The organism is Anoxybacillus sp. TBDG-1, from assembly GCF_054815885.1.
The window spans coordinates 1-17086 of record NZ_JBTZSY010000018.1 but is presented as its reverse complement, the minus strand read 5'-3'; the positions used below and the strand labels follow the sequence as shown (position 1 = coordinate 17086).

Below are 17086 nucleotides of genomic sequence, written 5' to 3'. Positions count from 1 at the left end.
CTACTCCGTATAATACATAAACCCTATTGCTCCTGGACCTGTATGCGTCGAAATAATCGGAGTTGTATATACAATGTCTGTTTTTGTCCATCCTGTTGCTTCTGCAATCGCCTGTTTTAACCGTTCGCTTAAATCAAGGGCGTCTGCGTGAGCGATGCCCACTGCTCGAATCATTTTTCCTTTCGTATGTTCAACAAATTGATTTGTTAAATATTTGACGATTTGAGAATGACTCCGAACTTTCGTTACAGGCGTATACACCCCATCTTCTAATGAAGCGATCGGTTTAATGTTTAATAGCGAACCAAGCATTGCTTTTCCTCGTCCAATTCGTCCGCCTTTGACGAGATTTTCAAGCGTATCAACAACGACGAATAAATGCGTATTTGCACGGATCGCATCAAGACGTGAAACAATTTCTGCTACCGTTTTTCCTTCAGCAGCCATTTTTGCCGCTTCTAACACTTGAAAGCTAAGCGCAAGGGAAATAAAACGCGAATCGACGACCGTGACATTTGCTTTTGTCATAGCCGCAGCACTTTCTGCAGAGCGCACCGTTCCGCTCATTCCCCCTGTCATATGAATCGAAATGACATCGTATCCCGCTTCTCCAAGTTCATCATATACTTGTAAAAACTGCCCTGCCGACGGTTGGGAGCTTTTTGGAAGCTCACGTGATTGTTTCATTTTTTCAATAAATTGTTGTGGAGTTAAGTCAATACCATCCAAATATGTTTGCCCATCAATAGAGATAGATAATGGAACAACACGAATGTCCCACGCTTCAATTGTTTCTTTTGGCAAATCGATTGTAGAATCTGTTACAATTTTTACTTTGCTCATTTTTTCACTTCCTGTATTTCATTCTAAAATTTTCGTACGTTGAAATTATATAATAAAATCGTCCTGTATGTCGTCGTTTTCATAAATTTTTTTGTAAAAAAAGAGCCGATTTGCACATTAGCAAAACAGCCCCTTCGTCATTTATGCATTGTTTTTTAAAACTTCAGATTTAAATATTTGTTCGTATATCGGCCACTTCAACACACGCTTTAAATAATCTTTAAATGAATACACCTTCTTTGGACTTTTATTAGCATACACTTGTGCAATAAACGTCTGCAACCGCACTTTGACAATAAATTGATAAAGGTTATCGTCCTCCAATATCGGAATTTCGATAATTTTCACTTTTTGCCCATCTACGTTTTTAAACTCTAGGCTTTTGAATAACAAAATATCAATCCTCTTTTTTGACCGATTTATTTATATTATACACGATTTTTGTGTTGAAGTATGTCACATTTCGTCGTCGATTTATAAAAAATTTTTGTCAAATGAGTAAATGGAATAAACTGCTATCTTTATTCACTTCCATAAACGGAAAACCTTTTTTCTTCATTCGTTCAACAAGTGGACCATAATCTTCGCGACATTTCAATTCGATACCAACGAGTGCCGGACCACTATCTTTATTATTTTTTTTTGTATATTCAAACAATGTAATGTCATCGGTCGGTCCTAGCACTTCATCAAGAAATTCACGTAAAGCTCCCGCACGTTGTGGAAAATTCACGATAAAATAATGTTGAAGACCTTCATAAATCATCGACCGCTCTTTAATTTCTTGCATGCGTCCGATGTCATTGTTTCCTCCGCTAATAATACAAACAACGGTCTTGCCACGAATATGCTCTTTATATAAATCAAGCGCAGCAACAGGCAACGCCCCAGCAGGCTCCACTACAATAGCATTTTCATTGTAAAGCTGCAAAATCGTTGTACACACTTTTCCTTCAGGAACGACCACAATGTCGTCAACGATGTCTTTGGCTAATGCAAATGTTTTTTCACCCACACGCTTTACCGCTGCACCATCTACAAACGAGTCAATTTCATTTAAAGTAATTACTTCCTTTGCTTCAAACGATTTTTTCATTGAAGGAGCCCCTTCTGGTTCGATACCAATCAATTTCGTCGTTGGTGAAATACTTTTTATATACGTACCGACACCCGAAATAAGTCCTCCTCCACCAATACTTGCGAACACATAGTCTATCGGTTCTTCGCAGTCATTTAAAATTTCAACCCCAACCGTTCCTTGTCCAGCAATGACAGCTTCATCATCGAACGGATGGATAAACGTTCGCTTCTCTTTTTTGGCACAAACAAGCGCTTGCTCATAAGAATCATCAAATGTATCGCCAACTAAAATGATATCAACAAATTCCCGACCAAAAAATTGTACTTGTGATACTTTTTGTCGTGGAGTGGTAGATGGCATATAAATTTTACCGTGCACACCGAGTGCTCGACACGAATAAGCGACACCTTGCGCATGATTGCCTGCACTTGCGCAAACAATTCCGTTTTTCTTTTCTTCTTCGCATAAACTTTTCATTCGATAATATGCCCCACGAATTTTAAACGATCGAACGACTTGTAAATCTTCCCTTTTAAAGTATACGTGGCAATCATAACGTTCTGAAAGCAGTTCATTTTTTTGTAAAGGGGTATGATACACAACATCTTTTAGCGTTTGATAAGCAATTAAAATATCTTCTACATATACGCCATGTTTTCGTTTTACTTGTTGTTCCATCTTCTCGTTCCCTTTCTATTTATAATTTCGTTGTCAAAATTATGTTATTCTAAAATATATCATATTTTCGGATAAAGAAAAGTAAATTTTCTAAAAATTAATCAAAAAGATGAAGCTCGCTGACTAGCGAGCTCGTTCATATATGCAAAATGTATGTGGATAGCGATTTTTTTCGTCTTGCACACCTTGTCGAGCGGTACGAAGCGCCCACTGTTTTTCATCGATTGGTGGGAAAAATGTATCACCTGTAAACGTTGCATCAATATGTGTAACGTACAATCGGTCCGCTAGCGACATGGCTTGTTCAAATACTTGTGCCCCTCCAATGATAAACACATGACCATATTGTTGTTCGATTTGTCGAATGTGATCCATCGAATGAATGACTTGAACATTGGAATTCACTAAAAACGTTTTGTCTCGTGTCAGGATTATATTGATTCTCCCCGGGAGTGGACGACCAATCGATACAAACGTTTTTCGTCCCATAACAATCGGATGTCCCATAGTTACACGTTTAAAATAAGCCAAATCTGCTGGTAAATACCAAGGTAACGTATTGTTATAACCAATTACTCGATTTCGATCCATAGCCACAATAATAGAAATCAATCGACTCACTTCCTTATACAGACACGTCCGCTTTAATATGCGGATGTGGATCATAGTCAATAATTTCAAAATCTTCAAAACGATACTCAAAAATAGAAGCTGGCTTTCGTTTTATTATTAATTTTGGAAGAGGGCGCGGCTGTCGCGTTAATTGCAACTTCGCTTGTTCAATATGATTCATATATAAATGAACATCACCGCCAGTAAAAATAAGTTCTTTTGGCTGCAGATCGCATTGTTGAGCAACCATATATGTAAGTAGCGCGTAGCTTGCGATATTGAACGGAAGACCTAAAAATGTGTCAACAGAGCGTTGCTGCCACATGCATGATAACATCCCGTTTTCAACATAAAACTGAAAAGCATAATGACAAGGTGGCAATTTCATATCGTCTAACTCTGCGACATTCCACGCACTGACTAAAAGGCGACGTGAATTTGGATTGTTTTTTATTTGTTCGATTACTTCGCTAATTTGATCAATCGTTCGGCCGTCTGCTCCCCTCCATGAACGCCATTGTGCACCATATACTGGTCCTAAGTCTCCATTTTCATCCGCCCATTCGTCCCAAATCGTTACACCATTTTCTTTTAAATAGCGAATATTCGTATCCCCGCTCAAAAACCAAAGTAATTCATGAATAATGGAACGAATATGTAACTTTTTTGTTGTAAGTAAAGGAAAGCCTTCTCGTAAATCAAAACGCAACTGACGTCCAAATACAGAAAGCGTCCCCGTTCCCGTACGATCGTCTTTATACACACCGTTTTGTAAAATATCTTCGAGTAATTGTAAATATTGCTTCATGATACCCTCACCCTTTTTTATTTACTGTCATTTATTATGACATAAAGCAGAAAAGTAGGAAAGACAAAAAACCGTAGGATTTGCCCTACGGTCTAACAAATACGAGGTAACATGAGTCCGGTTAGTCGGTATAACCGTCTTGTTGTACCGAGTGATGTCCGCAATAACAACTGCCCTTTGTTTGTTGCTCGAACTGTTCCGATCATAGCCGCGTCTTTTCCCTCTGGTTGGGAACGAAGTGCATCAAGAACTGCCTGTTCATCTTCTTTTGGTACGATCATGACTACTTTTCCTTCGTTAGCCAAGTAAAGCGGATCAAAACCGAGTAGTTCACATGCACCTTCTACTTCCTTTTTCATAGGGATACGATCTTCTTCCAACTCAATCGTTACACCAAAATCTTCACAAATTTCTACAAGAGCTGTTGCTAATCCACCGCGGGTCGGATCGCGCATCAGCCGAATGTGTTCACTTGCCCCCATCGCCTTTTCAATGAGCGAATATAACGAGGCGCAGTCGCTTTCAACTGTTGATACAAGCCCTAATTCGCCACGAGCAACTAATATAGCTACTCCATGATCGCCAACTGAACCGCTCACAATGACCGAGTCTCCTTCACAAATTTTCCGATCAAGCGGACGTGAAACGACACCGATCCCTGATGTATTAATATATAATCGATCCGCGCTGCCTCGTTCAACAACTTTTGTATCTCCCGCCACAATCGCCACATTTGCTTTTTTCGCTTCTTCTGCCATCGATTGAACGATCGTTTTTAAATCGCGAATAGGAAAACCTTCTTCAATAATAAAGCCACACGTCAAAACTTTCGGAACCGCCCCGACAACCGCTAAGTCATTTATTGTTCCCGCTACCGCTAATTTCCCTATATTTCCACCCGGAAAGAAAAGTGGTTTAACGACAAAACTGTCTGTTGTCACAGCGAGCTCATGTGCTCCTAACGTCAATGTAGCAGAGTCCAATTTGGCATAATGATCGTTATGAAACGTAGAAACAAACACATCTGTAATTAGTTTGTGGGCTAATTCTCCCCCGTCTCCGTGAGCGAGCGTAATTCGCTCCATTTATTATTCCTCCCTCATGTATTGATAATACGCCGCGCAACTACCTTCTGATGACACCATACATGGACCAATCGGGTTTAGCGGTGTACACGCTTTTCCGAATAATGCACATTGCGGTGGATCAATGAGACCACGAATAACTTCCCCACAACGACACTTTGTTCGACGTGGTTCACGCGTTAAAACAGAAAACTTCACTTTTGCATTAAACGAATCATACTTTTTCTTAAAGTCCATCCCACTATTAGGAATAACACCGATGCCACGCCACGCCTCATCACATAACGTAAAGTAGTGATTCATCCAATATTTCGCTTGTATATTTCCTTGTTCAGTCACAACACTTTTGTAATCATTTAATATCACTACACGTTGTTCGATCGACAACATTAACAAATGACGAATCGCACTTAACATATCAAGTACTTCAAACCCACTAATTACTGCAGGCATACGGTATTCTGTTGCTAAAAACTCAAAATGTTTTCTTCCCATTACCATCGATACGTGTCCAGGAAGTAAAAATCCATCTAATGCAACTTCTCCATCGTGAAGTAATTGTCGCAAAATCGGTTCGACGAGCTTTGTCGACATCCACATCGAAAAATTGTGCACTTGTTTTTCTTCTGCTTCCTTTACCGCTGCAGCTAAAATCGGGATCGTCGTTTCAAACCCTATGCCTAAAAAAATAACTTCTTGATCCGAATGTTGTTCAGCGATACGAACTGCATCAACAGGAGAATAGACGACTCGTACATCTTTTCCTTCTGTCTTTGCTTGCATCAACGTTCCGTAAGATCCAGGAACTCGCATCATATCACCAAACGTACAAATGATTCGATCTGCGCCATCCGTCAAAGAAACCATCGCATCAATCGTTACTTGATCGGTCACACAAACAGGGCAGCCAGGACCAGAAATAAGACGAACATATCCTTCAAGCGCTTTTTTTACCCCCGTACGAGCAAGTGCCATTGTATGCGAACCACATACTTCCATAAACGAAGGCACTCGTCCGAACGTTTGTTGAAACTGACTCGCTAACGTCCGTACTTCTTGTAACAACGTTCGACTGATTGCTGAGCGAGTTAGGTTATCCATCACGTCTAGCATCGACTAGCTTCCTCCATTCTTCTAAACTTTCTCTTGCATATTGCTCATCAATAATAGACATCGCCTGTCCTGCATGCACAATAACATAGTCACCAATTTTCACTTCAGGAACAAAAATAACTCCAACATTCATTTGTGACCCCATTACATCTACTAATGCTGAAAAACCTTCAATATGTAACACTTTTGCTGGCACTCCTACACACATACACGTTCCCTCCTATGTGCTGCAATAATTAACTGTCCAAGCGCTAGTCCCCCATCATTGCAAGGTACTTTTTGATGCGTATAAACACATAACCCGAGTTTGTTCAGTTCTTGTCGAAGACGTTTTGTGATATAGCGGTTATGCATGCTTCCTCCAGATAACACGATGTTTCGTTCGTATGTTGGATATTGTTGTAAAGCTAAGCGAACCATTTCAACAGATGCTTGAACGACCGTTTCATGGAAGCGACCAGCAATGGTATTCGTTTGCTCATGAGCTTCAACATCTTGAATTATCGCTCGCCACATCTCCGTCAAATCGATCTCCCATTCATCGCACTTCTTTACACGAAATGGATAAGTCTCATATATTTTTGTATCATCGATTAATTCAGAAAGTCGAATCGCTGCTTCTCCATCATATGTACTATGTGTGCAAACGTACAAAAAGGCACTAACGGCGTCAAATAGCCTCCCGCACGTACCTGCTAAAGGAGAGTGTAGCCCTTTTTCGACCATTTGTTTTAATACACGTACCTCTTGTGCTCGTTCGGTAAATCGCTTCTCCGCCAGAGCATATCCTTGTTCACCGAAATAATGTCCCAGCATGCCGACTGTTGTACGCCAAGGCTCTTTTATACAACGTTCTCCACCTGGAAGAGGCGTATATGTTAAATGTCCGAGTCGTTTATACTGCAAAGCATCTCCGTACAGTAACTCAAAGCCCCATATATGTCCATCTTCTCCGTATCCTGTTCCATCTAAAATAAGACCAAAACAAGGGGAGTGGATATGATTTTCCTCCATGCATGAAACCATGTGCGCATGATGATGTTGGACAGCTACAATATCAACATTCCATTGTTTTGCAATATTCCACGTTTCATAATTTGGATGTAAATCGACAGCGACTACTTTCGGTGTCACTCCCATCCATGTGCGTAAATGTTCGTATTCCTGTTGGAAATGTTCAACCACCTCTACATGCTCTAAGTCACCAATATGAGGGCCTAAAAAAATTTGATGATGTCTTCCAAACGCGAATACGTTTTTTTGTTGTCCACCAAGTGCAACAATTTCATGAACGTCATACTTCGTCTCTAATGGATCGGGAACAAAGCCACGCGCTCGTCGAATAAAATGAATCTTGCCACTCTCTATTTGAACAACAGAATCATCAATAGGGTGAACAATCGGACGATTATGTACAAGAAAATAATCAGCAATGCCTTGTAAATCACGTAAAGCTTGTTCATCTTCATATATAATCGGTACTCCCGAACGATTCGCACTTGTCATAACAACGACAGGCAATTGCTCATCAAGCAATAAATGATGAAGCGGAGTGTACGGTAACATCACCCCAACCGTTTGTAACCCAGGAGCAACCGATGGAGCAATCATTGTGTTTCTTTTCTGTTTTATCACAACAATCGGAGCTTCCGATGAAATTAATAATTGTTTTTCTTCTTTCGTTATTTCACATAATTGCTCTACTATGTCAAGTGAAGCAGCCATAATAGCTAACGGTCGATTTGGGCGTTGTTTTCGCAAACGTAATTGTTGAACTGCCTGTTCGTTAGTCGCGTCACAAGCTAAGTGATATCCACCTAATCCTTTCACCGCAACAATCGCCCCAGCACGAATATATTGCTTCGCTTGTTCAATCGCATCCCCTTGTACCATTTGACCATCTACCTTCAATAATGCAACAGATGGACCGCATGTTGGACAAGCAATAGGTTGGGCGTGATGACGGCGGTTCATAGGATCTTTGTACTCTTGTTCACATCGCTCACACATTTGAAACGAATGCATCGATGTAAACGGGCGATCATACGGTAATTGTTCAATAATTGTATACCGAGGACCACATTGTGTACAATTGATAAACGGATAACGATAGCGATGATCATTTCGGTCATTCATTTCCCGTAAACAATCATCGCAAACAGCCGTATCGATCGGAATCACGAGCGAAGAACTTCCTTTTCGTTCGCTTGGAATAATAGAAAAATCTTTAAACGCACGCCATTGTACTAAAGTTACAACCATCTCATCAATACGGGATAATCGCGGCGCCTGAACAGGTAAAGCGTGAATAAACTGATCGACTGCATCTGCATCGCCTTCAACATGAATAAAAACTCCGTCCATATTGTTTTGTATAGTTCCTTTTACTTGATATCGTTGGGCAAGTGCGAAAATAAAAGGACGGAAGCCAACTCCTTGCACTCGTCCTTTTACTGTGATGTTAACTGCTTTTTGCATCGGGCAACCCCTTCTCGAATCCAATGTAGCCATTCATCCATGCCTTCACCGGTTTTTGCTGATAGCGGTAATAACGTAGACTGTGGATTAATACATGACAAGTCTTCCTTTGCTTGTTCCACATTAAAATCAAGATATGGCAATAAATCGATTTTATTCAGTAAAACAAGCTCTGTTCTTATAAACATCGTTGGGTATTTCGGAATTTTATCATTTCCTTCTGGTATACTTAATACTGCCACTTTATGTTGCTGTCCTAAATCATAACTAGATGGACAAACAAGATTACCTACGTTTTCAATAAACAAAATATCTAGTTGTTGAAAATCAAATTGCGGTAGCACAGCCGCAATCATACGTGCATCTAAATGACATCCTCCGTGTGTATTAATTTGTACCGCTTGCGCACCAAGAGCACGAATGCGCTCTGCGTCTTTTTCCGTTGCTAAATCTCCTTCGATGACACCAATGCGAAACTCATTTGCTAATGCTTCGATCGTTTTTTCTAAAATGGTCGTCTTTCCTGCCCCAGGTGAGCTCATTATATTGATCACAAGCGTATTCGTTTCCTCAAACAATTGACGATTAAACGCAGCTGCCCGATTATTGTTTGTTAACACATCAACTTCTAATGTAATTTTCATATTATTAACCCCCTTCATATGCCAAAATACGAAATGTTTCTCCAGCTACAATTTTTCCACTTGGAAGCAAACATGTTGGACATTGGGCAATTTTAGCAACTGGCACATATTGTTTATCACAAATCGCACAAATCGCTTTCGCTTCCTCGATATGAATAATCAACTCAGCATCTGACGTTAAACAATTATCTTCTTGTATTTTATACACATCAAAAGCAAACTGTAATGCATCTGGAAGCGCATTGCTTAACGTGCCAACAACCAACTCTACTTTTTTTACATATTTCACTTTTTTCGTTTGGGCATCTTGTTCAATTAGCTGAACGATTTCTCCCATTAACGCCATCTCATGCATACGAATCCCTTTCTATTTGTACATACCATATATTTCCCTCTTTTTTCGTTGGAAGAAGTGGCATATGCAATGTGCCATGTTGTGAGAATACGCGCCATTCACGATCACAGTATAAACAAATAAAACGATGGTCTTGGTGAATGTAATGAGGCATCACGTGACAATGTGAACAAATGGCTTTTTTTGCATGTAATGTCCCGTCATGGTTATAAACAACAATCGGGATGCGACCAACCGTTTTCATTTCGACATCACATACATCATCGCACGAGCCAATAGCATGCCACGTGCGATGATCGAAAAATAATTTCTTCACTTTTTCCACCTCTTCCTCTAATAATGGGGCGGAAGCTTCTTTCAGCGTTTCAACGAAACTATTACGCATCATCTTTAAAAATTGTGAACGATTCATGTCGTATGACACCACTTCTCTACTTGATGAACGACTTGTTCAACAACATGCGGCAGTTGCGCTTGGACGATCGGTGATAGTTCTAATCCGAGAGATAAAGAAGCTGGTTGTATTCCGAACAAAACCATTTGCTTTGGGTATGTTTGTCGTAATTTCGCCGCTGACAATACTTCTTGAAAACCAAGTTGATGAATAGACATTTTAATTCCAAAATAAGCTGGAATTTCGTCGTCCACTAATATAATCATCGTTCCTGCTTCTTTTCCTGCATTGACAGCATCGACAATTGCCAAATACTCCGTCTCTTCGATTGTCCCAAGTAAACGCATCCCATCCGTTGATCCTTCAATTACTTCTACATCATCGTATTTCGCCAATTTTTCTTCTAATAAAGGCAAAATATGAATGCCTACTCCTTCATCGGAATAAAGTAAATTTCCAATTCCGAGAACGGTTATTTTTTTATTTTTCATTATGTTCACCTAATGCTTCTTTTTTTCGTTCTATTTTATAACCGGTAAAAATCGACGACATCGTTCCATTTCGTTGTAAATAGTCTTCACGAAACGCCATATACACGTGTACGACAGTAAAAATCATAAACCCCCATGCGACGAGGTGATGCCATGAACGAACGGAGTAGCTATCACCACCAAATAAATGAGCCACCCACATAAACATTTTTCCATAAATCGATTCCGGTTGTGGCTCGAATAATAAGTAATAACCTGTAAGCATCATAATGATGGATCCAAGCCCGATAAAAATCCAATAACTCAATTGGGCAAGCGGATTATGTCCGATATAATGTTTTTTATTGTTTTTCATAAACAAGTAATATTTGATCGTTTCGAATGCTTCTTTCCAAAAAGAAAGGCGAAACGGATTCGATGTCGCATGTTCATTTCCTTTGTATACCCAATACCAACGAACAGCTAAATTAATAGTAAAAAGAAACGCAACAAAAAAGTGAATATAGCGCGCCCACCCCATCAAAAAAGAGTAATACGCTTCTTCTTGAATAGATGCAGAAACAAACGGGCGGCCGATAAACACGCCCGTAATCATTAAAACTATAATGGAAAAAGCATTAATCCAATGAAAAATGCGAACAGGCAATTCCCATACGTACACTTTCACCATTTGGTCGTTTAACTCAATGTTTTTCGCTTTTCGTGACCGTTTCCAAACTACTTGTGTTTGTTTTTGCTCAATTTTTGGATTTGTTGGGACTGACATACACTCCCCTCCTACCCAATACGAATATGAGTCGTCTGTTTTGATTCAAGATCTGTTAAATGAACCGCACATGCTAAACATGGATCGAACGAATGGACAATGCGTAAAATTTCCAACGGTTTTTCTTTGTCAAGCAACGGTGTTCCTTTTAAAGATGCTTCATACGCACCAATTTGTCCTTTATGGTCACGCGGTGAGGCGTTCCATGTTGTCGGAACAACCGCTTGATAGTTTTTCGTTTTCCCATTTTCAATTTCAATCCAATGACCTAACGCTCCGCGTGGCGCTTCCATCCATCCGACTCCTTTTGCGTGTTTTGGCCATGTACTTGGCTCCCATTTTGTTCGATCGAATGTAATTTGGTTTCCGTTCCGAATATTCGCAAGCAATGCATCCATATCGTCACGCATCCATTTCGCAACGAGAATAGACTCAAGTCCACGTGCTACTGTGCGCCCGAGTGCTGAACGCATCGCTTCAAGTGGCCAATTTAATTTTTTCAACGTATCATCTATTAATCCGACAAACTCATCTTTCTTTAATGCATAACCAACAAGCATACGTGCAAGTGGCCCTGTTTCCATCGGATGCTCTTTCCATCTCGGAGATTTTAACCAGCTATATTTTTCTTCCGTGTTTAATGTTTTAAATGGTGGTTTCGGTCCTGTATAACGAAGTGAAGTTTCGCCTTCCCATGGATGTTTACCAACTCCACCTTCTTTTCCATCATACGTATACCATGAATGATCAATAAACTCTTTTACTTGTTCTGGATCTTTTGGATCGACATCAAGTACTTCATTTAAATTTCCATTTAAAATAACACCACGTGGAAAACGATATAAATGGACATCGCGAATATCACCTGTTGAAAAATCACCATAACATAAATAGTTATTTAAGCCGCCACCATATGTCCAATCTTTATAAAATGAGCCGATCGCCAATAAGTCTGGGATGTAAACATTATTTACAAACTCTACTGCTTGATCAATAATTTGCGAAACATGCATCAAACGTTCGGCATGAATGGCGTTATCGCTATTAATATCAATTGGCGTAGCCATCCCACCAACAACATAGTGAGGATGAGGGTTTTTTCCTCCGAAAATCGTATGGATTTTCACAATTTCTTTTTGCCAATCAAGCGCTTCTAAATAGTGAGCAACAGCAAGTAAATTTACTTCAGGTGGTAATTTATATGCCTTATGTCCCCAATAGCCGTTTGCAAAAATACCAAGCTGACCACTATCCACAACTTTTTGTACTTTCATTTGAATGTCTTTAAAATAACCTGGAGACGATTTTGGCCAACTAGAAAGAGACTGAGCAATGCGGCTTGTCTCGTTTGGATCTGCTTTCAGGGCGCTTAATACATCTACCCAGTCAAATGCATGCAAATGATAAAAGTGAACGACATGGTCATGTAAAAAGACCGCTGCGTTCATAATGTCACGAATGAGATGTGCGTTTCTTGGAATTTTAATATCGAGCGCATCTTCAACGGAACGGATAGAAGCTAGAGCGTGGGTTGTTGTACAAACGCCACAAATGCGTTGCACATATGCCCAAACATCTCGTGGATCGCGATCACGCACAATTAATTCAATGCCACGAACTGCTGTACCGGAACTAAATGCCTCTTGAATGACGCCACTTTCATCAACGTCTACTTCTATACGTAAATGTCCTTCAATTCGCGTTACTGGATCGACAACAATGCGTTCTGTCATCTTTATTCACCTCAATCATGATGTTCATCTTTTTTCTTCATTGCTGTTACCGCAGCGTGGGCAGCAACACCTGCAGCTGTCACACCAACTGCAATCGCTCCGACCGTTTCTGGATTAATCGTCGTTTGGGATGCAGGAATTTTAGCACGACGAACAAAGAAAGGACCGTTGTCCCAAAAACCTTTTTCAGAGCAACCAATACATGGGTTTCCGGATTGAATTGGGTAGCTAACCCCTCCGTTCCAGCGCATTTCTGCGCAAGAGTTATATGTTGTTGGTCCTTTACATCCTACTTTATATAAACAATATCCTTGTCGTGCTCCTTCATCATCAAACGATTCCGCAAATAGCCCAGCATCAAAATATGCTCGGCGATTGCATTTATCGTGAATACGATGACGATAAAACGCTTTTGGTCTTCCAAGATGATCGAGCTCTGGCAGTTTTCCAAACGTGATGATATGTGCAATGACACCTGTCATAACTTCTGCAATTGGTGGACATCCTGGAACTAATATGACTGGTTTATCTTTCACAAAATGTGTAATTGGTTTTGCTTTTGTTGGGTTCGGATATGCGGCAGGAATTCCACCCCACGATGAACAGCTTCCATATGCAATAATTGCTTTTGCTCCTTTAGCTGCACGAAGAAACGTCTCTTTTGCCGATACACCGCCAACGGTTAAAAATGCATCATCTGTTGGCAAACTTCCTTCCACCGCAAGTATGTATTCCCCAGGATAATGTTCAAGAACATGTTCAAGTGCGGCTTCGATTTGATGGCCGGAAGCAGCGGAAAGCACTTCAGAATATTCAAGTGAAATCATGTTTAAAAGCACACTTTCTACTTTTGGGTGTGTAGAACGAATAAATGATTCAGAGCAACCTGTACAGTCTTGAAACTGTAACCAAATGACAGGAACACGTTGACTCTTTTCCATTGCCGAAACAACTTGATCCGTTTGTGAAAAATCTAGCCCCATTGTCGCTGCAAGTGCCGTACACATTTTTAAAAAATCGCGTCTCGTGAAACCACGGTCAAGCACTTCTTCCAAAATCGTTTTTCTTTTCACATAGCTCCTCCCCTTTACTTGATAACGCTTACAATTGATTATATATCATTATTTATCTTTATGTTATTTTTAAGGAATAACTGTAACAAAATGTTCTTAAATATATTAACAACATGAAAATAGTTTTTATTATAATAAATTAAATACAGAAACAAAAAAGCGCCTTCTATTCTGAAGACGCTCCTTGTCCTAACTGTTTTTCTTTTCGTTTATACACAAATTTTGAGATCGATATACTTACTTCATATAACAACAGCAACGGAATCGTCACTAAAAAATCAGAAATAAAATCCGGTGGCGTAATGGTTACTGCGATAACAACTAATATAAAGTACGCATACTTTCTTACTTTTTGTAGCGCATATGGATTAATTAAACCAATGCTTGTCAAAAACATAACAATAATCGGTAATTCAAACAATACAGCGAAAGGAATTGTCATATTTAAAATAAATCGAAAATACTTTTCTGTCGTAAACATCGTTGCGAACAAATCTCCGCCGAGACTCATTAAAAAATGGAATACCATTGGCAATACAACAAAGTAGCCAAAACATAAACCGAGTACAAATAATAGAAACGTCGCTGGAATATACGACAACGTTACTTTTCGCTCCCGTGGTGTAAGAGCAGGCTTCACGAACATCCATACTTGCCAAACAAATACAGGAATCGTCATTGTAATCGCAAAAACGCCAGCTAATACGACATACACCCATAAAATGTCAGTAGGTCCTAAAATCGTTAGCTTTACATCTAAATCGGAAATTAGCCAACGATATAAATCTTGAACAAAGATAAACCCTACAATAAAAAATAAAATGAGTGCTCCAACAACAATAAAAATGCGTTTACGTAACTCTTCTAAATGTTCAACCAACGTCATCTCTTCATCTTCGTATCTTTTCTTTTCTTCCACGAGCGTAAACACCAACCTTTTTCCATGTTAAAAACGGCAACACATCGTTGCCGCTTTATGATTTACGCGCTTCTTTCTTTTCATCAAGCTCTTCTAATACTTCATCGCGCAATCCTTTTGTTGATTTTTTAAACTCACGCAATGTTTCACCAAAAGCCCGTCCGATTTCAGGTAATTTCTTCGGTCCAAAAATGACAAGAGCGATGACAAGAATTAAAATTAAACCAGGTACCCCGATATTTGAAAGCATAACGTCATCTCCTTTTTTTTCATACATACGCTTCTTTTTTATTGTATTGCTAAGATCTTCATTTTTCAATGACAAATTGTTAAGAGGTGTGAGAAATGTTTGACAATCAACATACAGTGTACGCTATTTTCTTTACAATTGATAGCAATGTCATTGTAGAAGTAGGTAAATTAGGTACTTTTTTATTCCCGAGCGGAAACTATATTTATGTAGGGAGCGCGAAACGAAACATACAATCACGTATTCAACGCCATCTCCAAGTAGAAAAACGCAAGCATTGGCATATCGATTACATTCGCCCATACGGTGAAATCATACACGTTCAAACGTATTCTTCTGAACTTAGTGAATGTGAACGTACCCAACAACTTTTTCAACAATATAAAGGACAATGGATCGTAAAAGGATTTGGTTCATCTGACTGTCGTTGTTTTTCTCATCTTATTTACTATAAACAATAAACGAGAGATATGTTCCCTCGTTTAGCTCGCCTTTTCATATTTTTCTTCTGATTTAGCTACAATTACCGCGCATGCAGCATCGCCTGTAATATTCACGACTGTTCTCGTCATATCAAGCAAACGATCAACTCCTAGAATAAGAGCGACACCTTCAACAGGTAGACCGACGGATGTTAACACCATGGAAAGCATAATTAAACCAACACCTGGAACGCCTGCTGTACCAATACTCGCAAGTATTGCCGTTAAAATGACTGTCAAAAGATCACTAAATGTCAAATCGACACCATACACTTGGGCGATAAACATCGTTGCCACACCTTGCATAATGGCTGTTCCATCCATATTGATTGTTGCACCAAGTGGTTGCACAAAACCGCTAATGCTTTTCGGAACGTTTAAATGTTTTTGTGCTGTTTCCATCGATACTGGCAACGTAGCATTGCTGCTCGATGTACTGAACGCAACAGCCATCGCTGGAGAAAATCCTTTAATAAATGCGATAGGGCTCATTTTCCCAAGTGTCCATACTGCCGTACCATACACGACGAAGAAATGAATAAATAACGCTAACAATACAGCAAACATATATTTCCCCATCGCTGCGATCGCGTCGAATCCTTGTCCTCCAATGGCGATAGCAATTAATGCAAACGCACCGTATGGAGCGAACTTCATCACCCATTCGACTAAGTACATGAGAACATCATTGGCTTGCTCTACGAATACTCGTACTTGTTTCACCCGATCACCTAAACGGGCAATTGCCATCCCCACAAGCACTGCAAAGACAATTACTTGCAGCATATTCCCTTCTACCATTGCTTGAAATGGGTTTGTTGGAATAATATTTAATAATGTATCTACAACTGGTGGAGCTTCCTTCTTTTCAAACGTTGCCCCTTCTAAATTAAAATTTCCTTCTCCCGGACGAATGACAGATCCTAACGTTAAAGCAATGATAAGTGCCAAAGAAGTAGTAATTAAGAAGAATGCAATGGTTTTCATACCGATACGACCAAGCTTTTTCGGATCACCGACACCAGCTGCCCCTAAAATAAGCGATACAAGTACAATTGGAACAACAAGCAGTTTGATTAAGTTAATAAATATTGTGCCAAGTGGGTTGAGCACGTACGTTTTTGTGAGGTCAAACCATTCTGTTGGAAGGGCTAAGTTGAAAATAAGACCTACGATAATTCCTGCAAACATTCCGAGTAAAATTTTCTTTGTCATCGACATATCCACACCGTTACAGAAAACTTACAAAACTTTATAAATAATCTATTCATTATTTATAAA

20 protein-coding genes are annotated in these 17086 nt (G+C 39.6%); 1 reads left to right on the top strand and 19 read right to left on the bottom strand.

Annotated features, from left to right (window positions below; translation table 11 throughout):
• The 18 genes from ACYQY7_RS07225 to ACYQY7_RS07140 all read right to left on the bottom strand — a co-directional run bounded on the left by ACYQY7_RS07225 (nucleotide 1) and on the right by ACYQY7_RS07140 (nucleotide 15323).
• Entirely contained in the window at nucleotides 1-843 is an 843-nt protein-coding gene (locus ACYQY7_RS07225) for a DegV family protein (RefSeq protein ID WP_461201406.1), read from the bottom strand.
• Nucleotides 844-984: 141 nt separating this feature from the next.
• A complete protein-coding gene (locus ACYQY7_RS07220; protein ID WP_461201405.1) occupies nucleotides 985-1236 on the bottom strand; it encodes a YpmP family protein in 252 nt (83 codons plus the stop codon).
• 97 nt (nucleotides 1237-1333) lie between these two features.
• Entirely contained in the window at nucleotides 1334-2602 is a 1269-nt protein-coding gene (ilvA, locus tag ACYQY7_RS07215; protein ID WP_461201404.1) for a threonine ammonia-lyase IlvA, read from the bottom strand.
• Between the two features lie 123 nt (nucleotides 2603-2725).
• Nucleotides 2726-3268: a dihydrofolate reductase gene (locus tag ACYQY7_RS07210; RefSeq protein ID WP_461201403.1), complete on the bottom strand. Its 543-nt coding sequence runs from the start codon at nucleotides 3266-3268 to the stop codon at nucleotides 2726-2728.
• A complete protein-coding gene (gene thyA / locus ACYQY7_RS07205; RefSeq protein ID WP_461201402.1) occupies nucleotides 3228-4022 on the bottom strand; it encodes a thymidylate synthase in 795 nt (264 codons plus the stop codon). Before thyA ends, ACYQY7_RS07210 begins: the two co-directional genes overlap by 41 nt.
• Nucleotides 4023-4114: 92 nt before the next feature.
• Complete coding sequence (gene hypE, locus ACYQY7_RS07200; RefSeq protein WP_461201401.1) at nucleotides 4115-5107, bottom strand: hydrogenase expression/formation protein HypE; 993 nt, start codon at nucleotides 5105-5107, stop codon at nucleotides 4115-4117.
• 3 nt (nucleotides 5108-5110) lie between these two features.
• A complete protein-coding gene (hypD, locus tag ACYQY7_RS07195) occupies nucleotides 5111-6220 on the bottom strand; it encodes a hydrogenase formation protein HypD (RefSeq protein ID WP_461201400.1) in 1110 nt (369 codons plus the stop codon).
• Nucleotides 6201-6428, bottom strand: a complete 228-nt coding sequence (locus ACYQY7_RS07190) for a HypC/HybG/HupF family hydrogenase formation chaperone (RefSeq protein WP_461201399.1) — start codon at nucleotides 6426-6428, stop codon at nucleotides 6201-6203. The genes hypD and ACYQY7_RS07190 overlap by 20 nt, the downstream gene beginning before the upstream one ends.
• Nucleotides 6419-8698, bottom strand: coding sequence for a carbamoyltransferase HypF (gene hypF / locus ACYQY7_RS07185; RefSeq protein ID WP_461201398.1), 2280 nt, complete (start codon nucleotides 8696-8698; stop codon nucleotides 6419-6421). Before hypF ends, ACYQY7_RS07190 begins: the two co-directional genes overlap by 10 nt.
• Nucleotides 8671-9342, bottom strand: a complete 672-nt coding sequence (hypB, locus tag ACYQY7_RS07180) for a hydrogenase nickel incorporation protein HypB (RefSeq protein ID WP_461201397.1) — start codon at nucleotides 9340-9342, stop codon at nucleotides 8671-8673. The genes hypF and hypB overlap by 28 nt, the downstream gene beginning before the upstream one ends.
• Nucleotides 9343-9346: 4 nt before the next feature.
• Nucleotides 9347-9697, bottom strand: coding sequence for a hydrogenase maturation nickel metallochaperone HypA/HybF (locus ACYQY7_RS07175; RefSeq protein WP_461201396.1), 351 nt, complete (start codon nucleotides 9695-9697; stop codon nucleotides 9347-9349).
• Complete coding sequence (locus ACYQY7_RS07170) at nucleotides 9690-10109, bottom strand: Rieske (2Fe-2S) protein (RefSeq protein ID WP_461201395.1); 420 nt, start codon at nucleotides 10107-10109, stop codon at nucleotides 9690-9692. The genes ACYQY7_RS07175 and ACYQY7_RS07170 overlap by 8 nt, the downstream gene beginning before the upstream one ends.
• A complete protein-coding gene (locus tag ACYQY7_RS07165) occupies nucleotides 10106-10582 on the bottom strand; it encodes a HyaD/HybD family hydrogenase maturation endopeptidase (protein ID WP_461201394.1) in 477 nt (158 codons plus the stop codon). The genes ACYQY7_RS07170 and ACYQY7_RS07165 overlap by 4 nt, the downstream gene beginning before the upstream one ends.
• Complete coding sequence (gene cybH, locus ACYQY7_RS07160; RefSeq protein WP_461201393.1) at nucleotides 10572-11348, bottom strand: Ni/Fe-hydrogenase, b-type cytochrome subunit; 777 nt, start codon at nucleotides 11346-11348, stop codon at nucleotides 10572-10574. Before cybH ends, ACYQY7_RS07165 begins: the two co-directional genes overlap by 11 nt.
• Before the next feature lie 11 nt (nucleotides 11349-11359).
• On the bottom strand, nucleotides 11360-13081 hold the full coding sequence (locus ACYQY7_RS07155; RefSeq protein WP_461201392.1) for a nickel-dependent hydrogenase large subunit: 1722 nt from the start codon (nucleotides 13079-13081) through the stop codon (nucleotides 11360-11362).
• A gap of 11 nt (nucleotides 13082-13092) precedes the next feature.
• On the bottom strand, nucleotides 13093-14154 hold the full coding sequence (locus ACYQY7_RS07150) for a hydrogenase small subunit (protein WP_461201391.1): 1062 nt from the start codon (nucleotides 14152-14154) through the stop codon (nucleotides 13093-13095).
• A gap of 166 nt (nucleotides 14155-14320) precedes the next feature.
• The gene (tatC, locus tag ACYQY7_RS07145; RefSeq protein ID WP_461201432.1) at nucleotides 14321-15040 is read right to left on the bottom strand and encodes a twin-arginine translocase subunit TatC; all 720 of its coding nucleotides are present in this window, start codon (nucleotides 15038-15040) and stop codon (nucleotides 14321-14323) included.
• 88 nt (nucleotides 15041-15128) lie between these two features.
• Entirely contained in the window at nucleotides 15129-15323 is a 195-nt protein-coding gene (locus ACYQY7_RS07140; protein ID WP_009361196.1) for a twin-arginine translocase TatA/TatE family subunit, read from the bottom strand.
• 95 nt (nucleotides 15324-15418) lie between these two features.
• Here ACYQY7_RS07140 and ACYQY7_RS07135 point away from each other — a divergent pair, with 95 nt between their 5' ends.
• Nucleotides 15419-15784: a GIY-YIG nuclease family protein gene (locus tag ACYQY7_RS07135; protein ID WP_461201390.1), complete on the top strand. Its 366-nt coding sequence runs from the start codon at nucleotides 15419-15421 to the stop codon at nucleotides 15782-15784.
• Between the two features lie 21 nt (nucleotides 15785-15805).
• On the opposite strand, the gene ACYQY7_RS07130 is transcribed toward ACYQY7_RS07135, so the two are convergent.
• Nucleotides 15806-17026, bottom strand: coding sequence for a dicarboxylate/amino acid:cation symporter (locus ACYQY7_RS07130; protein ID WP_461201389.1), 1221 nt, complete (start codon nucleotides 17024-17026; stop codon nucleotides 15806-15808).
• Between the last annotated feature and the right edge of the window lie 60 nt (nucleotides 17027-17086).

Coding starts and splice junctions, on each gene's coding strand:
- ilvA (WP_461201404.1), bottom strand. CDS start 2,602: ATGGAACAACAAGTAAAACGAAAACATGGCGTATATGTAGAAGATATT.
- hypF (WP_461201398.1), bottom strand. CDS start 8,698: ATGCAAAAAGCAGTTAACATCACAGTAAAAGGACGAGTGCAAGGAGTT.
- ACYQY7_RS07130 (WP_461201389.1), bottom strand. CDS start 17,026: ATGTCGATGACAAAGAAAATTTTACTCGGAATGTTTGCAGGAATTATC.
- hypD (WP_461201400.1), bottom strand. CDS start 6,220: ATGCTAGACGTGATGGATAACCTAACTCGCTCAGCAATCAGTCGAACG.
- tatC (WP_461201432.1), bottom strand. CDS start 15,040: ATGACGTTGGTTGAACATTTAGAAGAGTTACGTAAACGCATTTTTATT.
- ACYQY7_RS07225 (WP_461201406.1), bottom strand. CDS start 843: ATGAGCAAAGTAAAAATTGTAACAGATTCTACAATCGATTTGCCAAAA.
- cybH (WP_461201393.1), bottom strand. CDS start 11,348: ATGTCAGTCCCAACAAATCCAAAAATTGAGCAAAAACAAACACAAGTA.
- hypB (WP_461201397.1), bottom strand. CDS start 9,342: ATGAAAATTACATTAGAAGTTGATGTGTTAACAAACAATAATCGGGCA.
- ACYQY7_RS07155 (WP_461201392.1), bottom strand. CDS start 13,081: ATGACAGAACGCATTGTTGTCGATCCAGTAACGCGAATTGAAGGACAT.
- thyA (WP_461201402.1), bottom strand. CDS start 4,022: ATGAAGCAATATTTACAATTACTCGAAGATATTTTACAAAACGGTGTG.
- ACYQY7_RS07165 (WP_461201394.1), bottom strand. CDS start 10,582: ATGAAAAATAAAAAAATAACCGTTCTCGGAATTGGAAATTTACTTTAT.
- ACYQY7_RS07190 (WP_461201399.1), bottom strand. CDS start 6,428: ATGTGTGTAGGAGTGCCAGCAAAAGTGTTACATATTGAAGGTTTTTCA.
- ACYQY7_RS07170 (WP_461201395.1), bottom strand. CDS start 10,109: ATGAATCGTTCACAATTTTTAAAGATGATGCGTAATAGTTTCGTTGAA.
- ACYQY7_RS07175 (WP_461201396.1), bottom strand. CDS start 9,697: ATGCATGAGATGGCGTTAATGGGAGAAATCGTTCAGCTAATTGAACAA.
- ACYQY7_RS07210 (WP_461201403.1), bottom strand. CDS start 3,268: ATGATCCACATCCGCATATTAAAGCGGACGTGTCTGTATAAGGAAGTG.
- ACYQY7_RS07135 (WP_461201390.1), top strand. CDS start 15,419: ATGTTTGACAATCAACATACAGTGTACGCTATTTTCTTTACAATTGAT.
- hypE (WP_461201401.1), bottom strand. CDS start 5,107: ATGGAGCGAATTACGCTCGCTCACGGAGACGGGGGAGAATTAGCCCAC.
- ACYQY7_RS07140 (WP_009361196.1), bottom strand. CDS start 15,323: ATGCTTTCAAATATCGGGGTACCTGGTTTAATTTTAATTCTTGTCATC.